This is a genomic window from Leisingera sp. ABM4_103, from assembly GCF_056158685.1.
The window spans coordinates 829,623-847,605 of sequence record NZ_JBSWTU010000005.1 but is presented as its reverse complement, the minus strand read 5'-3'; the positions used below and the strand labels follow the sequence as shown (position 1 = coordinate 847,605).

Annotated in this window: 19 protein-coding genes; 9 read left to right on the top strand and 10 right to left on the bottom strand. The window is 62.7% G+C overall.

From position 1 onward, the window contains the following. Positions 1–25 precede the first annotated feature (25 nt). The 6 genes from ACXAED_RS05650 to ACXAED_RS05625 are packed head-to-tail and all read right to left on the bottom strand — an operon-like array spanning position 26 to position 6,296. On the bottom strand, positions 26–1,573 hold the full coding sequence (locus ACXAED_RS05650) for a cryptochrome/photolyase family protein (RefSeq protein ID WP_475047566.1): 1,548 nt from the start codon (positions 1,571–1,573) through the stop codon (positions 26–28). Positions 1,574–1,592: 19 nt separating this feature from the next. Further along, entirely contained in the window at positions 1,593–2,141 is a 549-nt protein-coding gene (locus ACXAED_RS05645) for a DUF3833 family protein (RefSeq protein WP_475047565.1), read from the bottom strand. Beyond that, the gene (locus ACXAED_RS05640; protein WP_475053023.1) at positions 2,138–3,364 is read right to left on the bottom strand and encodes an MFS transporter; all 1,227 of its coding nucleotides are present in this window, start codon (positions 3,362–3,364) and stop codon (positions 2,138–2,140) included. The genes ACXAED_RS05645 and ACXAED_RS05640 overlap by 4 nt, the downstream gene beginning before the upstream one ends. 2 nt (positions 3,365–3,366) lie before the next feature. Beyond that, a complete protein-coding gene (locus ACXAED_RS05635; RefSeq protein ID WP_475047563.1) occupies positions 3,367–3,858 on the bottom strand; it encodes a hypothetical protein in 492 nt (163 codons plus the stop codon). Then, complete coding sequence (locus ACXAED_RS05630) at positions 3,851–5,008, bottom strand: class I SAM-dependent methyltransferase (protein ID WP_475047561.1); 1,158 nt, start codon at positions 5,006–5,008, stop codon at positions 3,851–3,853. The genes ACXAED_RS05635 and ACXAED_RS05630 overlap by 8 nt, the downstream gene beginning before the upstream one ends. After that, complete coding sequence (locus tag ACXAED_RS05625; RefSeq protein ID WP_475047559.1) at positions 4,947–6,296, bottom strand: NAD(P)/FAD-dependent oxidoreductase; 1,350 nt, start codon at positions 6,294–6,296, stop codon at positions 4,947–4,949. The genes ACXAED_RS05630 and ACXAED_RS05625 overlap by 62 nt, the downstream gene beginning before the upstream one ends. Before the next feature lie 124 nt (positions 6,297–6,420). On the opposite strand from ACXAED_RS05625, the gene ACXAED_RS05620 reads away from it, so the two are divergent. Both ACXAED_RS05620 and ACXAED_RS05615 read left to right on the top strand, forming a co-directional pair. Continuing rightward, the gene (locus ACXAED_RS05620; RefSeq protein WP_475047557.1) at positions 6,421–7,191 is read left to right on the top strand and encodes a DUF1365 domain-containing protein; all 771 of its coding nucleotides are present in this window, start codon (positions 6,421–6,423) and stop codon (positions 7,189–7,191) included. Then, the gene (locus ACXAED_RS05615; protein ID WP_475047555.1) at positions 7,188–7,913 is read left to right on the top strand and encodes an SDR family NAD(P)-dependent oxidoreductase; all 726 of its coding nucleotides are present in this window, start codon (positions 7,188–7,190) and stop codon (positions 7,911–7,913) included. Before ACXAED_RS05620 ends, ACXAED_RS05615 begins: the two co-directional genes overlap by 4 nt. A gap of 42 nt (positions 7,914–7,955) precedes the next feature. Here ACXAED_RS05615 and ACXAED_RS05610 read toward each other — a convergent pair whose 3' ends face one another. After that, complete coding sequence (locus tag ACXAED_RS05610; RefSeq protein ID WP_475047554.1) at positions 7,956–8,591, bottom strand: ChrR family anti-sigma-E factor; 636 nt, start codon at positions 8,589–8,591, stop codon at positions 7,956–7,958. Further along, positions 8,592–9,146: a sigma-70 family RNA polymerase sigma factor gene (locus ACXAED_RS05605; protein WP_475053021.1), complete on the bottom strand. Its 555-nt coding sequence runs from the start codon at positions 9,144–9,146 to the stop codon at positions 8,592–8,594. A gap of 231 nt (positions 9,147–9,377) precedes the next feature. Here ACXAED_RS05605 and ACXAED_RS05600 point away from each other — a divergent pair, with 231 nt between their 5' ends. After that, entirely contained in the window at positions 9,378–10,094 is a 717-nt protein-coding gene (locus tag ACXAED_RS05600; protein WP_475047553.1) for an SDR family NAD(P)-dependent oxidoreductase, read from the top strand. A 383-nt stretch (positions 10,095–10,477) separates the two neighbouring features. Continuing rightward, complete coding sequence (locus tag ACXAED_RS05595) at positions 10,478–11,851, top strand: ammonium transporter family protein (RefSeq protein WP_475047552.1); 1,374 nt, start codon at positions 10,478–10,480, stop codon at positions 11,849–11,851. A 73-nt stretch (positions 11,852–11,924) separates the two neighbouring features. Here the strand turns inward: ACXAED_RS05595 and ACXAED_RS05590 are convergent, their stop codons facing one another. Together ACXAED_RS05590 and ACXAED_RS05585 are read right to left on the bottom strand one after the other, a co-directional pair. Further along, positions 11,925–12,629, bottom strand: a complete 705-nt coding sequence (locus ACXAED_RS05590) for a GntR family transcriptional regulator (protein ID WP_475047549.1) — start codon at positions 12,627–12,629, stop codon at positions 11,925–11,927. 115 nt (positions 12,630–12,744) lie between these two features. Further along, positions 12,745–13,614, bottom strand: a complete 870-nt coding sequence (locus ACXAED_RS05585; RefSeq protein WP_475047546.1) for a glycosyltransferase family protein — start codon at positions 13,612–13,614, stop codon at positions 12,745–12,747. A 126-nt stretch (positions 13,615–13,740) separates the two neighbouring features. Between ACXAED_RS05585 and miaB the strand changes: the two genes are divergently transcribed. The 5 genes from miaB to ybeY all read left to right on the top strand — a co-directional run bounded on the left by miaB (position 13,741) and on the right by ybeY (position 17,967). Beyond that, on the top strand, positions 13,741–15,063 hold the full coding sequence (gene miaB / locus ACXAED_RS05580; protein ID WP_475047543.1) for a tRNA (N6-isopentenyl adenosine(37)-C2)-methylthiotransferase MiaB: 1,323 nt from the start codon (positions 13,741–13,743) through the stop codon (positions 15,061–15,063). Positions 15,064–15,337: 274 nt separating this feature from the next. Continuing rightward, positions 15,338–15,916, top strand: a complete 579-nt coding sequence (locus ACXAED_RS05575; RefSeq protein WP_475047540.1) for an OmpA family protein — start codon at positions 15,338–15,340, stop codon at positions 15,914–15,916. A gap of 10 nt (positions 15,917–15,926) precedes the next feature. Next, positions 15,927–16,235 carry a hypothetical protein gene (locus tag ACXAED_RS05570; RefSeq protein WP_475047537.1) on the top strand — a complete coding sequence of 103 codons (309 nt, stop codon included), beginning with the start codon at positions 15,927–15,929 and terminating at the stop codon, positions 16,233–16,235. 140 nt (positions 16,236–16,375) lie between these two features. Further along, positions 16,376–17,386, top strand: coding sequence for a PhoH family protein (locus tag ACXAED_RS05565; RefSeq protein WP_475047535.1), 1,011 nt, complete (start codon positions 16,376–16,378; stop codon positions 17,384–17,386). A gap of 68 nt (positions 17,387–17,454) precedes the next feature. After that, entirely contained in the window at positions 17,455–17,967 is a 513-nt protein-coding gene (gene ybeY / locus ACXAED_RS05560) for an rRNA maturation RNase YbeY (protein ID WP_475047534.1), read from the top strand. Positions 17,968–17,983 lie beyond the last annotated feature (16 nt).

The following is a 17,983-nucleotide window of genomic DNA, read 5'->3' as shown; positions in this document are numbered from 1 at the left end:
CGTCCTGCTGTCCCGGCGTTTGCGGTCAAAGCTGGTCCAGCACCTTGCGGGCGCTGTCCAGGTATTCCTCCTGCCGCGCCCCGGACATCCTGTCCCAGGTGCTGTAGGCCCGCTTCAGGCGCGGGTTGTCCCGCAGCTTGTCCTGATTGCGCACCAGGAAGTCCCAATAGAGCGGATTGAACGGGCAGGCGTCCTCGCCGGTCTTCTGTGTCACGCTGTAGCGGCAGCCTGCGCAATGGTCGGACATCTTATTGATGTAATTGCCGCTGGCGGCATAGGGTTTCGACCCCAGCAGGCCGCCATCGGCGTACTGGCTCATGCCGATCACATTGGGGGCCTCCACCCATTCATAGGCGTCGGCGTAAACTGCCAGGTACCATTCATGCACCTGATGCGGATCGACGCCCGCCAGCATGGCGAAGTTTCCTGTCACCATCAGCCGCTGGATGTGATGCGCATAGGCCTCGTCGCGGGTTTGGCGGACCGCAGCCGCCACGCATGCCATGTCCGTCTCAGCCGTCCAGTAAAAGCCGGGCAGGGGGCGGGTGGCCTCCAGAAAGTTCTGTTCGGTATAGCCGGGCATGTTGAGCCAGTAGATCCCGCGCACATATTCGCGCCAGCCGATGATCTGGCGGATGAATCCCTCGGCGGCATTGAGGGGGGCATCCCCCTCGTAATATGCCCGCTCCACCCGGCGGCAGACCTCCAGCGGCTCCAGGAGGCCCGCGTTGATGTAGTGTGACAGGACGGAGTGGTAGAGGAACCGCTCCCCCTCCAGCATTGCGTCCTGATAATCGCCAAAGCCGGGAAGCGCCTTGTCGGCGAAGCTTTCCAGTGCATCCAGCGCACCGTCCCGGGTGACTGCAAACCAGAACGGGCGCAGGGTGCCGAAATGGTTTCCAAACCGGGCCTCGACCAAATCCAGAACCTCCTCTGTGATGGCGTCCGGGCTGGTTTCCGGCGGACGCGGCAGGAACAATCCGCCATCGGCCGGTTTGCGGTTTTCGTGGTCGAAATTCCATTTGCCGCCTTCCGGCTCATCGCCGTCCATCAGCAGCCCGGTTTCCCGGCGCTTCTCGCGGTAAAAATACTCCATACGGAGCTGCTTGCGCCCTTCGGCCCATTCGCGAAACCGGTTATGGGAGCAGAGAAACCGGCTGTCCTGCGGCATCTCCAAGGGAATGTCCGCCGCGTCTGCCCAGTCCTGAAAGGCAGTTTTCAGACGGTATTCGCCGGGTTCGGTCACAACGACGCGGTCGACCGGATGCTCTGCAAGCAGCCGGTCGATTTCGCCGGTCAGGCTGCCGGAGTTATCCGGGTCATCGAGGCGCACATAACGCACCTGCCAACCGTCATCCTCCAGCTCCTGCGCGAAGTGGCGCATAGCTGAGAACAGAAACGCGATCTTCTTCTTGTGGTGCTGGACATACCCGGCTTCCTCCGCAACTTCCGCCATCAGGATGATGTCGCGGTCGGGTTCTGCGCCCTGGAGCGCGGCGATGTTGCGGCTGAGCTGATCACCCAGAATGAGGAAGAGGCTGCGCTCGCCGGACTGATCGTCAGAGGAGGTCATTGGGTGTCACCGTCACCGGTCAGCCGGCAGGCCGCATGGTGGCGACCAGCTCCGCAACCTTGAGCCCGAATTTGCGCATTTCCGACTTGTTCATGATCACGCCGTCAGCAGTCAGATACAGCCAATCGGTGGCTTTCAGGGTGTGCCCGCCGGCGCTTTCGGGCAGGATGATCTCATAGGTCAGCTGAACGGTGGAGCCGGACACGATGCCCTGCGCTTCTCCAACCAGATCGTCGGCCGTTGCGGTGAATGTGTTTCCAGGGCCAAGGGTCAAGAACCATTTGCGGCTTTGGGTGACGCCGTTGGAATAAGTGAATTCCTCGCTCAGCGTGCCGGTGTCGCCATCCCATTCGCCCACCATCCTGGCGGTAAAGCTGTTTGCCATCTTGCCGGTGGGGCCGAAAATCACGCCTTCGGACAGGATCTCACCGGACAGGTGCTTGGTCAGGATGAATTGCGGGCCGGTGTCCGCATAATCATCCGGCGATTGGAAGCGGAAGCTGAACAGGTAGGTTTTCGCGATCATCAGAAGAAGAACGATCGCGAGGAGTATGGTGAGGAGTTTCATGCTGTTGCTCTTTCTGATGGCAGGGTCAGGGCAAAGGCGAAGGCGGCGGTTTTCAGAATGCAGGGGAGGACGGCATAGGCCAGCGCAAGGGCGGTGAGCGCTTGCTGGCTGTTGTCCGTTCCAGGCCGGAAGCCCTGCTGCTCCAGCAGCGGCAGCGCCAGGGCGGCGGCCAATGCCAGCGCCAGTTTGCCGGCAAAGGACCAGATGCCGAAAGCGGCGGATGCGTTGAGACCCGCCTTGGTCAGCGCGATGCTGAACATGGCGGGCAGCAGCACCATGTCAGCACCCAGAGTGGCGCCCGACACCGCGCAGATCACCGCAAAGCCCAGCAGGCTGCCCGGGCCTAGGGCTGCGGCACCCGCAAAGCTGGCAATGGCCAGCGGCATGGCGATCAGAAGCGTCTGTTTCGGTCCAACCCGCTGGCTGAGGCGTGCCCACAGCGGCACGCTGAGCCCGGCGCAGAGGAAGAACAGGACCAGCAACGGCCCGGCATAGCCTGCAAGCTGCAGCCGGTCTTCGACAAAAAACAGAAACAGGGTGGAGGTCAGCGCCACCGGCAGGCTGTTGAGCACCGCCAAGGTCAAAAGGCGCAGCGCGCCGGCTTGTGTCAGGGCCATGGCTGACAATGGCTGACCAGTGACCGCCGGGCGCATCCAGACCGGCCGGGTTGCCGCCGCGGTGAACAGGGCAAAGCCCCCGAGGACAAGGCCAAAGGCCGCATAACCCTGGCCCGCAGCCCCGAGTGCCACCAGAACCGCTGGTGCGATGGCGGCGAAGATCACGCCGCTCAGCATTCCGGCTTCGCGGAAGGCGGCCAGCGTCATCAGCTCACGCGGGGTGGACTGTTTGGCCAGCGTGGCGCTGCGGCCATAGAGAAGGATCATGCCCAGGCTGTAGGCCGAGAACAGCAGCAGCAGAACAAGGACAAGATTTGGCACCACCAGGGGACCTGCCGAAAGGCCGAACAGCAGCGGAAATCCGACGGCCAGGCCGCCCGCCGCCGCCAGCGCGAACCAAAGCTGCGACTGCGGCCAGCGGTCAATGGCCCAGCCGATCAACGGGTCCTGTACCAGATCAAACAGTCGGATCCCCAGCAGGATGCCGCCAAGCGCCCCTAATCCGATCCCCAGGTTGACTGACGCAAACTGCGGCAGGTGGATATAAAGCGGGATCCCCGCGGAGGCGAGCATCATCGCATAGAGGCTGACCCGGGGATACAGCATCATCAGCCCAGGAGCGCGCGGGTGAAGCGGTCAGAGCGGGTGTTTTCCCCGACAAAGATCGACATGAAGCTGCGTTTGATACCTGCCTGGTTCAGGGTGCAGGCGGTGCGTCCATTGCGCAGAAACCTGACCCGGTCCGGACCCTGGCTGACCGCAAGATACCGGTCGCCGGGAGAGACGCCCTTGAAACAGGCCTCAAACTGGGTGCGGCCGGGCGCAGAATATCCCAGGCGCCGCATTTCGCGAAGCGTTGCCTCGACCAGATCATCCTGGCTCAGCCGGCGCTGATAGGTGAGCTCGATGCCGAAATCCTGGGACCAGTCGAGCGGCGCTGCGCCTCTGGTGAACAGCCGGGCCTGATAGACCGGCAGACCAAGAAACCGGAACGTCGCCGCGCCGCGCTGTTCGGCCCCCGGCAGCAGCGATTGAACCGGAGAGGCAAAGCCGCCCGCCGGCACCGCAAGCAGGCAGAGGGTCAGGAGCAGATTACGCATGGGCCAGCTCCACCTGCACCACGTTGGTGTGGCCGATCGCAAAGGAGGCGGCGCAGATCTCAAGATAGTATTGCCAGTTGCGGAAGAACGCCTCGCCATAGCCCAGATCCATGATGCGGCGCTTCTGCGCCGCCAGACGCTCGGCCCAGATCCGGCAGGTCTTGGCGTAGTCCTGGCCAAAGGCGAAATTGTCCGCGACTTGCAGCCCGGCGGTCTTTGCCTGCTGCGCGATCACTTCATCGGACAGCAGCATGCCGCCGGGGAAGACATACTGGCGGATGTAGTCAGAGGAGGTCCGGTAGGTCGGGAAGAAGTCATCGCGCACCGTGATCGCCTGCAGCAGCACCCGGCCGCCTTCGGCCAGGCTGCTTTTTAGCTTGGCGAAATAGCTGGGCCAGTAGCGTTCGCCGACGGCTTCGATCATCTCGATGGAGACGATGCTTGAAAACTTCCCTTCGATATCTCGGTAGTCGCGCAGCTGGATGTCGGCGCGCCCGTCCAGGCGGCTTTCGGCATAGCTGTGCTGGTTGCGCGAGATGGTGACGCCGGTCACGTCGCGGCCCTCGGCGCTGGCCTGCTCGGCGAAGCCGCCCCAGCCGCAACCGATCTCCAGCACCTGCTCGCCATCGCCAAGCCGCGACAGAATACGGGCGTTCTTGCGGGTTTGCGCCTGGGCGAGGTCGTCGCCGCCGGCACCGAACAGGCCGGAGGAATAGGTCATGCCGTCGTCCAGCCACAGCTGGTAGAACTCATTGCCCACATCATAATGCGCGCGGATGTTTTTGCGGGCGCCGCGTTTGGAGTTGGCCCGCAGCAGGGTGTCGACGATGCGGAACTTGGCCCGGTTCAGCGGGCTGGCCTGATCATAGCTGCCCAGGTGGTCCCGATTGCGCATCGCCAGCTGCATCAGCCCCTCGACGGACGGTGTGTCCCACAGGCCCTGCACATAGGCTTCGCCCAGCCCGACCTGGCCGTGCGCCGCCATCGCAGAAACCGCGGCCCAGTCGTTGATCTGCATTTCGGCCTCGGGGCCGTGGTCGCCGAATTCATAGCGTGCGCCATCCGGCGTGCGCAGCGTCAGCCGCCCCTCACGCAGTCGCGCGCAGGTGTCCAGGAATTCCGACTGAAGAGCTTTGTCCGTGAATGCCATGATCTGTTCCTTTGACCGGTGAGTAGGTGAGAGAATTCATCATGCGGACGATCCGCATGGCGCTGGCGATGCCGTCTTCGTGAAAGCCGTGGCGATTGTAGGCGCCCGCGAACCAGGTGTTGTTCTGCCCCTGCATCGCCCGGATCTGGCGCTGGGCGCGCAGGGCTGCCTTGTCGAAAACGGGGTGGGAGAACTCCACCGTGTCATAAACCTTGTCCGCAGGAATGGGCCGGGTGGGGTTCAGCGTCACGAACAGCGGATCGCTTTCCGGGATGCTCTGCAGCCGGTTCATCCAGTAGGAGACGCCAACGCCGCCGTCCTGGCTGCGGTAGGCCCAGCTGGACCAGCAGCTGCGCCGCTTGGGCATCTGCCCTTCGTCGCAGTGCAGCACTGCCGTGTTCGGCTGATAGCGGATTGCCCCGAGCGCGGCGGCCTCCAGCTGAGTGGCATCAGCGCCAAGGATGGTCAGCGCCTGATCGGAATGGCAGGCAAGGATGATGTCATCAAAGACGCGCGGGTCCGCTCCCTGGGCCTGAACTGACACACGGCCAGCGCGGCGGGTGACGTTTTGAACCGGGGAGCCGGTGCGGATCTCACAGCCGCGGGCAATCAGCGCGGCTTCCAGGCGGCGGACATATTCGATGCTGCCGCCCTTGACGGTCCACCACTGGTGTTTGCCGGTGCCCGCCAGCAGCGCGTGGTTGCGGAAGAAGCGGACCAGCGATTTGGCCGGAAAGGCATCGACGTCGGTGACAGGGGTCGACCAGATCGCGCCGCACATCGGCATCAGGTAGTGGTTGCGGAACCAGCTCCCGAGGCCCAGCTCCTCCACCAGTTCGCCGATGGTCTTGTCGTCATCGGTTGCGGCGGCCTCGGCCCGTTTGCCGAAGCGCACGATATCGGCGACCATCTTGTGGAACTGCGGGCGCACCAGATTGCGTTTCTGCGCGGCCAGCATGCGGAGATTGTTCAGCCCGTATTCCAGGCGGCCGTCGTCGATGCTGGCGCAAAAGCTCATCTCGCTTTTGATTACAGGCACGTCCAATTCGCGGAACAGCCGGGTCAGGTAGGGGTAGGTGGCGTAGTTGAATACGATGAAACCGGTATCCACCGGCTGATCGCCGTTCTTGCCCGCCATCACGGTGCGCGCATGGCCGCCCAGCCGCGGAGCGGATTCAAACAAGGTGACATCATGCCGTTCAGACAGGTAATACGCCGCGGACAGCCCTGAAATACCGGCTCCCGCGATGGCAATCTTGCGCCGCGGCCCCTGAGTTTGATCCAGCATGTGTCGGTTTTCCCTTGCTGTTGTTTCGACCGGATACGCCGCCGGCAAGAATGCGGATCACTTCGTTCCCGATAAAACTGTGTTTGCGGGTGATCCGGGGCAGCGGCGACTGCGTAACCGGTGCATGATCGAACATATTGCAGCACGGACTTTTCACGCGCGCCGGGGCAGCGTGAGGAATGCCTTCCGCTACGGCGTGGACTATATTCTGACTGACATGACCCATGGCGCGCCGCCGCTGCTGTCGCGCAACCGCTTCAACCTGTTCTCGATTCACGACCGCCGCCACGGCGGCCCCCGCGGCAACGGGCGCGGCGCCGCCTGGTTCCGCGAGGAGCTGGAGCGGCGCGGGTTTCCCTTGGAGGGGGCCCAGCTGATGCTGCTGACCCAGCCGAGCTTCCTGTGGTTTCATTTCAACCCGGTCAGCTTCTGGATCGCGGTGAAGGATGGCAGCCCGCGGGCCTTTATTGCGGAGGTGAACAACACCTTCGGCCACCGCCACTGCTATTTCGCGGCGCATCCCGATTTCCGCCCGATCCAGCGCAGCGATGTGATCGAAGCGGAGAAGCTGATGCATGTGTCCCCGTTTCAGCAGGTCGCGGGGCGCTACAGGTTCAATTTCGAAATGACAAAGCGGGCGTTCAACATCCGGATTTCCTATGCCAACGGGCGCGAGGGTGTGCTGGCGACGCTGAATGGCCTGCGCCGTCCGGTAACCGCCGGCGGCCTGCTGCGGGCTGCCCTGCGCAGGCCGCTGGGCGCAGCCCGCGTGGTGGCGCTGATCTATTGGCAGGCGCTCAAGCTTTGGGTCAAGCGCGCGCCATTCTTGCGCAAGCCGGAACCGCCGGAGCCGCTGATCTCTGACAGCTCGACATTTTCGGGGGGCAAAGCGTGACTCAGTTTGCAGGCAAAACCATTTGGATGGTCGGGGCGAGCCACGGTCTGGGGCGCGAGGTAGCGCGGCGGCTGGACCGGGCCGGCGCCCGGCTGATCCTGTCGGCGCGGTCAGAGGATGCACTGAACGCGCTGGCGGGAGAGCTGCGCCAGGCAGAGCCGGTGCCGTTGGATGTCACAGATGCGGAATTGGTTGCGAATGCCGCGCAGCAGGCCGGGCCGGTCGATGCACTGCTGTACAACGCAGGCGCCTATGAGCCGATGCGTACCCAGGATTGGGATAGCGAGGCGGTTCTGGGGATGAGCGATGTGAATTTCACCGGTGCGCTGCGGGTTCTGGGGCAAGTGGTCCCCGGTTTCGTAAAGGCGGGCCGCGGGGATATCACGCTGGTCGGCTCGCTTGCCGGATACCGGGGGCTGCCCGCGTCCATCGGTTACGGTGCCAGCAAGGCTGCGCTGATCAGCCTTGCAGAAACCATGCGCCACGACCTGAAGGACAGCGGCGTCACTGTGCGCGTGGTCAACCCGGGCTTTATCAAAACCCGGCTGACGGACAAGAACAGCTTTAAGATGCCGCAGCTGATGGAGCCGGAAGACGCCGCCGAACATGTGGTTGCTGCCATGCAATCGCGCCGGTTCCGGACGGACTTTCCCCGTCCATTCGCCTATGCGATCAAGGCATTTGATCTGCTGCCCGACTGGCTGGTTTACCGCGGGAAGTGAGGCTGGGGCCCCAAGAGCGTGCCCAGCCTCAAACAGCCTTCTTCAAATCCGGAACAGCGGTTGCAGCAAGCGCGGGATCAGCGCCTTGAACCGCAGCGGCGCATCGGTGGCCGCCAGACAGATGCAGGGGTCGCCAGCATCTGCAACCGGGGTGTGATCCAAGGTCTCATCACCGATCTCGACGTCCCCGACACCAAACCGCCCGGTTTCGTCGCTGAAGCTTCCCTGAAGCACCAGGGTGAGCTCCAGCCCGTTGTGGCTGTGGTCCGGCACTGCCTGGCCTGCGGGAATATACAGCAGGCGCGCGGAGCCGAAGTCATCTTCGAATAGGATGTCCTGCTTTACCCCCATGCCCAGCGTGCGCCAGCGCGGCGGCCGGCCTTTCAAGGACTGAATAACCGGACCCGGGTAGACCCCTTTGGCGTCATAGACCGGTGCCGGCGCGGCTGGCTCATCCAGCAGGGCCATGAGGTCGGATTTCGCGCCCTGCGCCATCGCCACGCAGTCGGCCCCCTCCAGCAGCGCGCCGCCAACCGCCTGGTGCGCACCAAGCGCTGCCTGGCAGTCGCGGCAATAAGACAGATGGCTGGCGACAACCATCGAAAACGCGTGCGGCAGGCTGCCCGAGGCATAGGCCGCGATCATCGGATCGGGGATGTGATGGGTGATTGCAGGCATTCAACGCAATCCTTTTAGTTCCTTGCGCAGCCGCCCAAGGCCAAGGCGGATACGCGACTTTACTGTTCCCAGCGGCAAGCCCGTCTGGGTGCTGATTTCCTGATGGGTTAAATCCCCGATATAGGCCTTTTCGATCATCTCTTTCTGATCGGGGTGCAATTGCGCGATGGCTTGCTTCAGGTGCCGGGCTTCCTGCTCCAAGGCCAGGATCTGGCTGGCATCGGGCTCGGAACCGGGATCCTCACCCAATTCGTCGGGCACGGGCCGGTTCTCCTTGCGGACAATATCAATATGGCGGTTGCGGGCGATCTGGTAAATCCAGGCCGACGCCTGCGCCTTGTGCGGGTCAAACATCGCCGCCTTGCGCCAGATCGTCAGCATGACGTCCTGAACAATTTCTTCGGCCAGGGCGGGACGGGCGCCGCAGCGGATCACAAATCCCTTGAGGCGCGGGGCCAGGAAATCAAACATGTCACCGAACGCCGCACGGTCGCGGTCGTCGCGCACGGCCAGCAGCCACACGGTCAGCTGAGAATAGGTTTTTTCTTTTGACACTACTGCTTTGCCCTCAGGGGATGCCCGAAGCACAGCGTTTTTAACGGGCGGCCTGTCCAAGTTTAGTGTCAGCATAGTCCCGATACGGACCGGTGTGGAAGTTGGATCATAGACGGGCGTGATTTTTTACGCGGCCCGCCAGCCCGGATAGATGGTCAGGCATCAAGAATTGATCCGCTTCCAATGCCGGGGCGTAACAAACGCAAATCCCCTGCTAGAAGGTGACTGGTCATGCGAAACATTGTTGTCAGCGGCGGGTCCGGGGCGATCGGCTCAGCTTTCCTGGGTGAGCTGGCGCAGAAATACCCGCGCGCCAGCATCCATAGCCTGACCCGCACCCCGTCAGCCCAAGCCCTGGCCGGTGTTCAATTCCTGCAAGTGGATTATCTGGATGAAGACAGCTTGCAAGCCGCAGCGGAGCAGGTTGCCGGCAAGGGCGCGGTTGATCTTGTGATTCTGGCGGGCGGGATCCTGCATCAGGGCGAGATCATGCCCGAGAAATCCCTGAGAGACCTGAGCGCCGAAAAGCTGCTGGCGCTCTTTACGGCCAACACTGTCGCCCCGGCCCTGACCGCCAAGCACTTTCTGCCGTTGCTGCCGCGTGACAAGCGGGGGGTGTTTGCAGCATTATCTGCGCGTGTCGGCAGCATCTCCGACAACTATCTCGGCGGCTGGTATTCATACCGGATGTCCAAGGCCGCGCTGAACATGTTCATCCGCAACGCCGCGATAGAAATACGCCGCCGCCACCCGGAGGCCATTGCCGTCGGGCTGCATCCCGGAACAGTGGAGAGCGGCCTGTCGCAACCGTTTTTGCGAAACGTCGCGGAAGAGAAACGCTTTTCGCCACAGTATTCGGTGTCCCGGATGCTGGCTGTGATCGACAGCCTGACACCTGCCCAAAGCGGATACTGCTTTGCCTGGGATGGCAGCCTCATCGACCCCTGAGACGTTTCTGAAGGCTGGTGGGGCAGGGCGCGTGCGAAGCCGTTTTCGCTGGGCGCAGGCGGTGCGTAGGCTGCCCGATAGCTTCCTTTCGCCCGAGCGGAGCCTAAAATTCTTGCACATCAGCTCTTTAGACTTGGCCATATGCGGCAGGCATCTTCCCGTTTGCGCACTCAGGGTAAAAAACATTTCCGGAAAATAAAAAATGTCTTTGTGATGCGCCTTCTTCCCAGCATCATTCACCTGAGGCCAGATAAGTCCGCAAGCCGGCCTGATCTGGTGCGCCTCAATCTGGCACGGCCCGCCTGAAGCGGTTGTGCGTGCCGGCAAACAAGACCGGGGAAACACACCCGGCTAGATGGCAATGAACCGGGAGGAAAATTCAAATGTCATTGGACGTGAGCACAATATTTGCTCAGCAAGTCACTCTGAACTCGCTGGTGCAGAACATTCTGTACGCATCGGGTATCGTCGGTGCAATCCTGGTGGTTGTGGGACTGCTGCTGATCGACGCGGGAACCGCGCGCCGCAGGAACCTGTTTAATTCAACCATCGAAAAGACGCTGGGCTTCTTCCTGGGGTTTGCAACCTACTACGTTATCGGTTTCGGCCTGTGGGCCGGGCAGTATTACATCATGGAAGGCGCGACCATGATGGATTCCATCAACGACTGGTGGCTGGGCGGCGCGATGACCAACGCCATGGCGCATCATACCGACCCGGGGATCTTCCCGGGGCTGAACACCTTCCAGATCTTCATCTTCTTCCTTGCGGTGTTTGCAGGGATCATCAACATCCTGCTGCATTTCGCCGTGTCTGAGCGGATGAAGGCCCCGGCCTATTTCATCACCTGCATCGTCGCCGCGGTGGTGTCCTCTGCACTCAGCTGGGCGACCTGGGGCTCGGTCGGGCCGCTGACCAACGCGGGCTTCCACGACTTCTTTGGCGTTGGCTTCGTGTATCTGTTCCCTGCGGGCATGGCACTGGTGTTCACGCCGAAACTGGGCGCGCGCCCGGGAATGATGGCACCGCATCCGCGGATCTCGGCCTATCTTGCGCCCAGCATCGGCCTGTGCGCACCGGGCCTGCTGCTGATCTTTGCCGGTCTGCCGATGGTGATCCTGTCCTGCCTGTTCTTCTTTGACCCCGAAGCGCTGGCGGTCAGTGTCACCATGGCTGATACCAGTGTCGGCATCGCGATCAACAACTACGCCATGGTCTGGGCCGGCGGCGCGATCACCGGCCTGCTGATCGCCTACTCGACGGGCAAGTACGCCTATACCCTGCTTGGCCCGCTGGCCGGCTATGTCGCCGGGGCGTCGGGTTTTGATGTCTACCTGCCGTGGCAGGCCTTCATCGTCGGCCTCGCGGCGCCGTTCGTGGCCTATGTTGTCTACGAGTTCACGCTGAAGCGCGGCATCGACGAACACAAGCTGTTCCCGCTGTTCCTGGGCTCCGGTGTCTTTGGGATGATCATGCTGGGTCTGTTCAAGGCCGGCACCCCGCGCGGCGGCTACTTCGGGATCGAGGAAGGCGCCTATGCGTTCCAGCACGGGGAAATCTCGCTGGTGATGCAGCTGGCTGGCACGGCTGTCTGCATCGGCACTGGCGTGGTCACGGCAATGATCCTGGCCTTCATCCTGGAGCGGACCGTGGGGCTGCGGGTGACTGAGGACGACCAGATCGAGGGTCTGGACGGCAAGATCTGGGATCTGGAGCCCGACGTGGTCACCCACGCGGACAGCGCGCAAAAAGCCTGATCCCGCCTGCAACTGCAAAGGCCCCGGCATTTGCCGGGGCCTTTTTCACGGCCGGGTCAGGTTGCGGCAGGCGTCACAGATGCGTGGTCAGCTTGTATCCCGGCGCAAAGTACAGCTTGGCCAGCGTGACCGGGCGGCCGCGCAGCCAGGTGATCCGTTCCGCCGTGAATACCGGGTCTCCGGCGGGCGCGTCCAGGAACTCGGCCACCGCCTGATCCGCCTTGGTCGCCATGAAGCTCAGCTCCAGATTGGTGAACGGCACTTTCTGCACCAGCCAGTCATTGGGTCCCGACTGGGAGAAATCCGCCTCCAGCACCTCAGGGATGCTGTCGGGGATCACCCAGCGCACTTCGTACTGAAAGGGCGCATTGTCCGCATAGTGCATGCATCTGACGTGCAGCACCTCCTGGCCTTGGGGCAGGTCGAGCCGGGCTGACAGCCAGGCCGGCGCAGCCTGGACGCTGCGCTCCACCAGGGAATACCGGTACTCCGCGCCGGTTCCGGCGATCTCGTCCCGGACCAGCGGGATCGAGAACTGGGCCTTGCGCACCGGGGAATTCAACACCCGTGTGCCTGCCTTTCGCTTGCGCTCCAGGAAGCCTTCCTCGGCCAGCTCCCGCAGCGCCCGGTTCACTGTGGTGCGGGTGCTGGAAAACTCCTCAGCCAGTTCGGTCTCGCTCGGCAGCAGGCTGTCCGGCGCCCAGATCCGGTTCTGGATGCGGTCGAGAACGACCTGCTTGATATCCCGGTAGCTCATGTTCCGGCGCGGTGCTGCCATTGTGCCTCTCAGGGTCATAAGAAAATTTAACACCCTTAAGAATACACATAATCTGCGGGCAGGAAAGCGGCATCGGATCCTGGCGGCCTGCGCGCGCGGGCAGGGCGTCAGCCGCTCAGAACCATTGCCCGGGTTCCATCAGCCCCAGATCCAGCAGCTGGCGCGAGTGCCACTCGAACGGCGCGGAATTGTGCCAGCGGAAGGTTTCGATATCGAAGGTGGAGCCGGGATTGCGTTTCAGTGCCTTGGCTGTGCGGAAGGAGCAGACGGCGGCGGTCAGGTTGTGATGCCAGGGGCAGGCATAGGTGTTGTATTCCTGGTCGTTGAACGTGTGGTCGGCCTGCAGCTTCAGCCCCGGCTTGGCCCGGAACAAGGAGATCCGGTCAATCTTGCGGCTGGCTGGGGGAATGTGTTCCTCGAACCGCCAGCGCACGCCGCCGAAGAAGTCCAGCTGCCGCTCGCGCGGGTGGCCGGTTGCGGGGTCCTGACGGGCCTGAGCGTAATAGCCGGACTTGTCCAGATAGGCATTTTGCAGGGAGACCGCGGCGGGGCAGGCATCAAGATCGCCAGCATAGAGGTCAACCACGTAGCTGAGCATTGCCTCCCGCCGCTCCTCGGTGTGAAAGGCCAGCATCTCGCCAACTGTGCGGGTCTCGCAGAACGGGTAGAAGAGGTATTCCGCGTTGTAGCAGTAATAGAGCCAGCAGCCTGGCTGGGCCGCAGCAATGACTGCGTTGACGGCGCCTGTCACCGCACCCTCCGGCCCGCAGTCGAACGGCACCCGGTGCACCTTGGCACGCACGTCCTGCGGCAGGTCGAAGGCATCCGGCATCAGCGCCGCAACCGCCTTGAAGCCGCTTTGCAGATGGTGGCGCAGGGTGGTGGCAATCTCCACTTCATCTTCGATGAAGACCAGCGCAACCGGCCCCTTGGCCAGCAGCGCCTTGCCCTGCTTCAGGAAATCCTCCAGCGAAGAGTACATCATGCCCGTCTGCCCCTGCCTTTCTGGCCTTTGCGGTCAAAATCGGGTAATTCCCGCGTCATTGCAAGCGGCGGCATTTGCCTGTAATGCAGGCCGCTGACCCCGGATCAGGCTAAAAGGCTGAGACTCATGAGCGCCCCGAAAAAGCTGTTTATCAAGACCTATGGCTGTCAGATGAATGTCTATGACAGCGAACGCATGGCCGAAGCGCTGGGCGGCGAGGGCTATGTGGAGACCAAATCGGCCGATGACGCCGACATGATCCTGCTGAATACCTGCCACATCCGGGAGAAGGCAGCGGAGAAGGTCTACTCCGAACTGGGCCGCTTCAAGGGGCTGAAGGCCGAAAAGCCGGATCTCAAGATCGGCGTGGCGGGCTGCGTGGCCCAGGCCGAGGGTGAAGAGATCATGCGCCGCCAGCCGCTGGTCGATCTGGTGGTTGGCCCGCAAAGCTATCACCGCCTGCCGGAGATGGAAGCCAAGGCGCGCGAAGGGGAGAAGGTGCTCGATACCGACTTCCCCGAAGAAGACAAATTCGAAAAACTGAAAAACCGCCCCAAGGCCAAACGCGGCCCGACCGCGTTTCTGACCGTTCAGGAGGGCTGCGACAAGTTCTGCGCTTTCTGCGTGGTTCCCTATACCCGCGGTGCAGAGGTGTCTCGTCCGGCAGACCGCATCCTGCGCGAGGCGCAGGACCTGGTTGAGCGCGGCGTGCGTGAAATCACCCTGTTGGGCCAGAACGTGAACGCCTACCACGGGGCCGGCCCCAATGGCGACATGACCCTGGCGCAGCTGATCTGGGAGCTGGACAAGATCGACGGGCTGGAGCGCATCCGCTTCACCACCTCGCACCCCAACGACATGCAGGACGACCTGATCGAAGCGCATGGCACCTGTGCCAAGCTGATGCCCTATCTGCACCTGCCGGTGCAGGCGGGCTCCGACAAGATCCTAAAGCGGATGAACCGCTCGCATACGGCGGAAAGCTATATCCGCCTGATCGAGCGCATCCGCGCCGCGCGTCCGGACATCCTGATTTCCGGAGATTTCATCGTCGGCTTCCCGGAAGAGACCGAGGAGGATTTCCAGGCCACCATGGACCTGGTGGAAGAGGTGAAATACGGCACCGCCTATTCCTTCAAATACTCCACCCGCCCCGGCACTCCGGCAGCCGAGCGTGCTCAGGTTGACCCCGCCGCGGCCGACGAGCGGCTGCAGCGGCTGCAGGCCCTGCTGACCAGGCAGCAGCGCGAGGTGCAGGACAGCATGGTCGGCCGCGAGGTTGGCGTGCTGTTTGAAAGAGCCGGGCGCCTGCCGGGCCAGATGGTCGGCAAATCCGACTATCTCCATGCCGTGCACGTGGCCGATTGCAGCCGTAACGCCGGGGATCTGGCGCGCGTCCGCATTGTCTCTTCGGGGGCAAACTCGCTGGCAGGCGAGCTGATCGGCTAAAGCCGCGGCCGCCAAGCGAATCTCCTGGGCAGCGGTCTGGACGCAGCTCGCTTCCGGCGCCCGGCAATGGCCGGGCATTCTCCGATTGCATCCTATTCAGAGACAATGGGTTCCCGGCACGCGGAGTGTCCGGAACTGGCGTCCAATGCGCGCCGGAAAAGGAGGAATTTAACAGGTATACTGCATCAATTTCAGCTAGATTTGCCTTCAGGCCTGAGCGGTGGGCCCCTGTGCGGCTCTCACCCTGGGGAACTTAGGTGAAGGAAATCTGGTTGTGTCGAAATTCAAATTGAACAAGGTGATTGCGCTGGCTGCCGCTGCCACGGCCGCGCTCAGCATCGCCGCCGCGCCTGCCAGCGCGCAATCCCAGCAGCGGACAATTAAGGGCGAACGGTACGTGCCGACCATTTGGGTCGATCCGGACGGCTGCGAGCATTGGGTGATGGATGACGGGGCCGAGGGCTTCATGACTCCGCATGTCAAACCCGACGGCAAGCCGGTCTGCCGGCGGGGCAATATCTGCGGGGTGATGCCGACCGACCAGTTTTTCGCCACCGACAGGCATGTGATCAACGCAGCTGGCAAGCAGCGCCTGCGCGAATTCTTCCAGAAAGCGCAGGGCAACGGCGCGCGCTCTTTCATCGTCGCAGGCCACACCGATAGCCGGGCGTCGGATGAATACAACATACGCCTGTCCGAACGCCGCGCAAATGCGGTGGCCAAGGTTGCCCGCTCGGTCGGCGCGCGCATCGCCGGTGTCCGCGCCTATGGCGAACGCGATCCAAGGGTGCCCAACACCAGTGCCGCGAATATGGCGCAAAACCGCCGTGTCGAAATCTACTGCCTGCGCTGAGGGGGATCCTATGAAACGCAATCTGCACGCCGCCGCCGTTCTGGCCGCAGCCGCCGCCGTTTCGGCCTGCACGCCGGCGGTCAACAAAACCACCGACCAGCATATCGGGGACGGCAAATCGCTGGACCTGTCCAACCTGACTGCAGGCATCTGGGTTGACCCGAATGGCTGCGAGCATTGGATCATCGACGATGGTCTTGAGGGCTACGCGGATCTGCGCCGCACGCCTGATGGCAAGCCGGTTTGCAACAGCGACCTGCCGCCGACGCTGGCGACCGGCCCGTTCAAGGACGGTTCGACCTTCGCGGACCCGCTGTAAATCCAGCCTGTTTTTCAGACTGCAGCCGCCCCTCCGGGCGGCTGTTTTGTTTCAATTGAGTGAATTTCCGCTGCTCATGCTTGCGCAAACGGAGCAGGGGCGGCAAACTGAAAGGGCAACCCCGGATTGAGGAGATCAGCTTGGCCATCGGTGCCCTGAATGACGCGCAAGACCAGACCGCAACCCATGAAGTGCTTCTGGAATTTCCCGACAACCGCTTGCTGATCGACCTGTGCGGCGAATACGACCGCAACCTGGCTGACATCGAACAGAAACTGGGCGTGCAGATCGTCCGCCGCGGCAATCAGCTGTCTGTAATGGGCGAGGATTCGGCGCGCGAGCAGGCGGCTGGCGTGCTGACGGCGCTCTACGACCGGCTGGAAACCGGCCGCAGCGTCGAAAGCGGCGATATCGACCGCGAATTGCGTATGGGCCAGGAGGCGGACGAGGCCGAACCCGACGGCCAGCTGCAGATGTTCCGCGGCGGCCGGGTGGAGATCAAGACCCGCAAGAAACTGGTGGAACCGCGCACCGAGGCACAGAAGGCCTATGTGCATTCGCTGTTCGAGAATGAGCTGGCCTTCGGCATCGGCCCGGCCGGCACCGGCAAGACTTATCTTGCGGTAGCTGTCGGCGTGTCCATGTTCATCACCGGCCATGTCGACCGCATCATCCTGTCCCGCCCGGCGGTGGAAGCCGGCGAGAAGCTTGGCTATTTGCCCGGCGACATGAAGGACAAGGTCGACCCCTACATGCAGCCGTTGTATGACGCGCTCAACGATTTCCTGCCGGGCAAGCAGCTCGCCAAGCTGATTGAGGAAAAGCGCATCGAGATCGCGCCCCTGGCCTTCATGCGTGGCCGCACCCTCTCCAACGCCTTTGTGGTGCTGGACGAGGCGCAGAATGCCACCACCATGCAGATGAAAATGTTCCTCACCCGCCTGGGCGAGGGCTCGCGCATGGTGATCACCGGCGACCGCAGCCAGGTTGACCTGCCGCGTGGTGTGCAATCTGGCCTTGCCGATGCCGAACGGCTGCTGAAAACGATCCCCAAGATCAGTTTCAACTACTTCACCGCCCGCGACGTGGTGCGCCACCCCCTTGTGGCGGCCATCATCGAGGCCTATGACGCAGATGCCATGCCGGCCTGATCCCGTTTTCCTCTTGCCTTAAATATCCCGGGGGCGCGGGGGCCGGCCCCCGCTTCCGGACCTGATTCATGACACTCGACATCTCCATCGAAGACAGCCGCTGGCAGGACGCCGGGCTTGAGCCGCTGGCCGCCGAGGCCGTCACTGCGGTGCTGGACCATTTCGGGCTGGATCCGGAAGACTGCGAGATTTCCCTGCTGGGCTGCGACGATGCCCGCATTACGGAGCTGAACGCCGAGTTTCGCGAAAAAACCAAGCCCACCAACGTGCTAAGCTGGCCTGCAGAGGATCTGGCAGCGGAACAGGATGGCGGCGCGCCGCAGCTTCCGGAGGCGGATTTCACCGGGGAGATCCCGCTCGGCGACATCGCTATTTCCTATGAAACCTGCGTCCGCGAGGCGCAGGAGGCGGGCAAACCGCTGGCAGATCACACCCGCCATTTGACCGTTCACGGAATGTTGCATCTTCTGGGCTACGATCACATCCGTGACCGCGATGCCGCATTAATGGAAGGGATTGAGGTTCTGATACTTGGCAAAATGGGTATCGCGAACCCATATATGACTGAGGATGCCCCCTGAGCGGGGTTTTTGGATA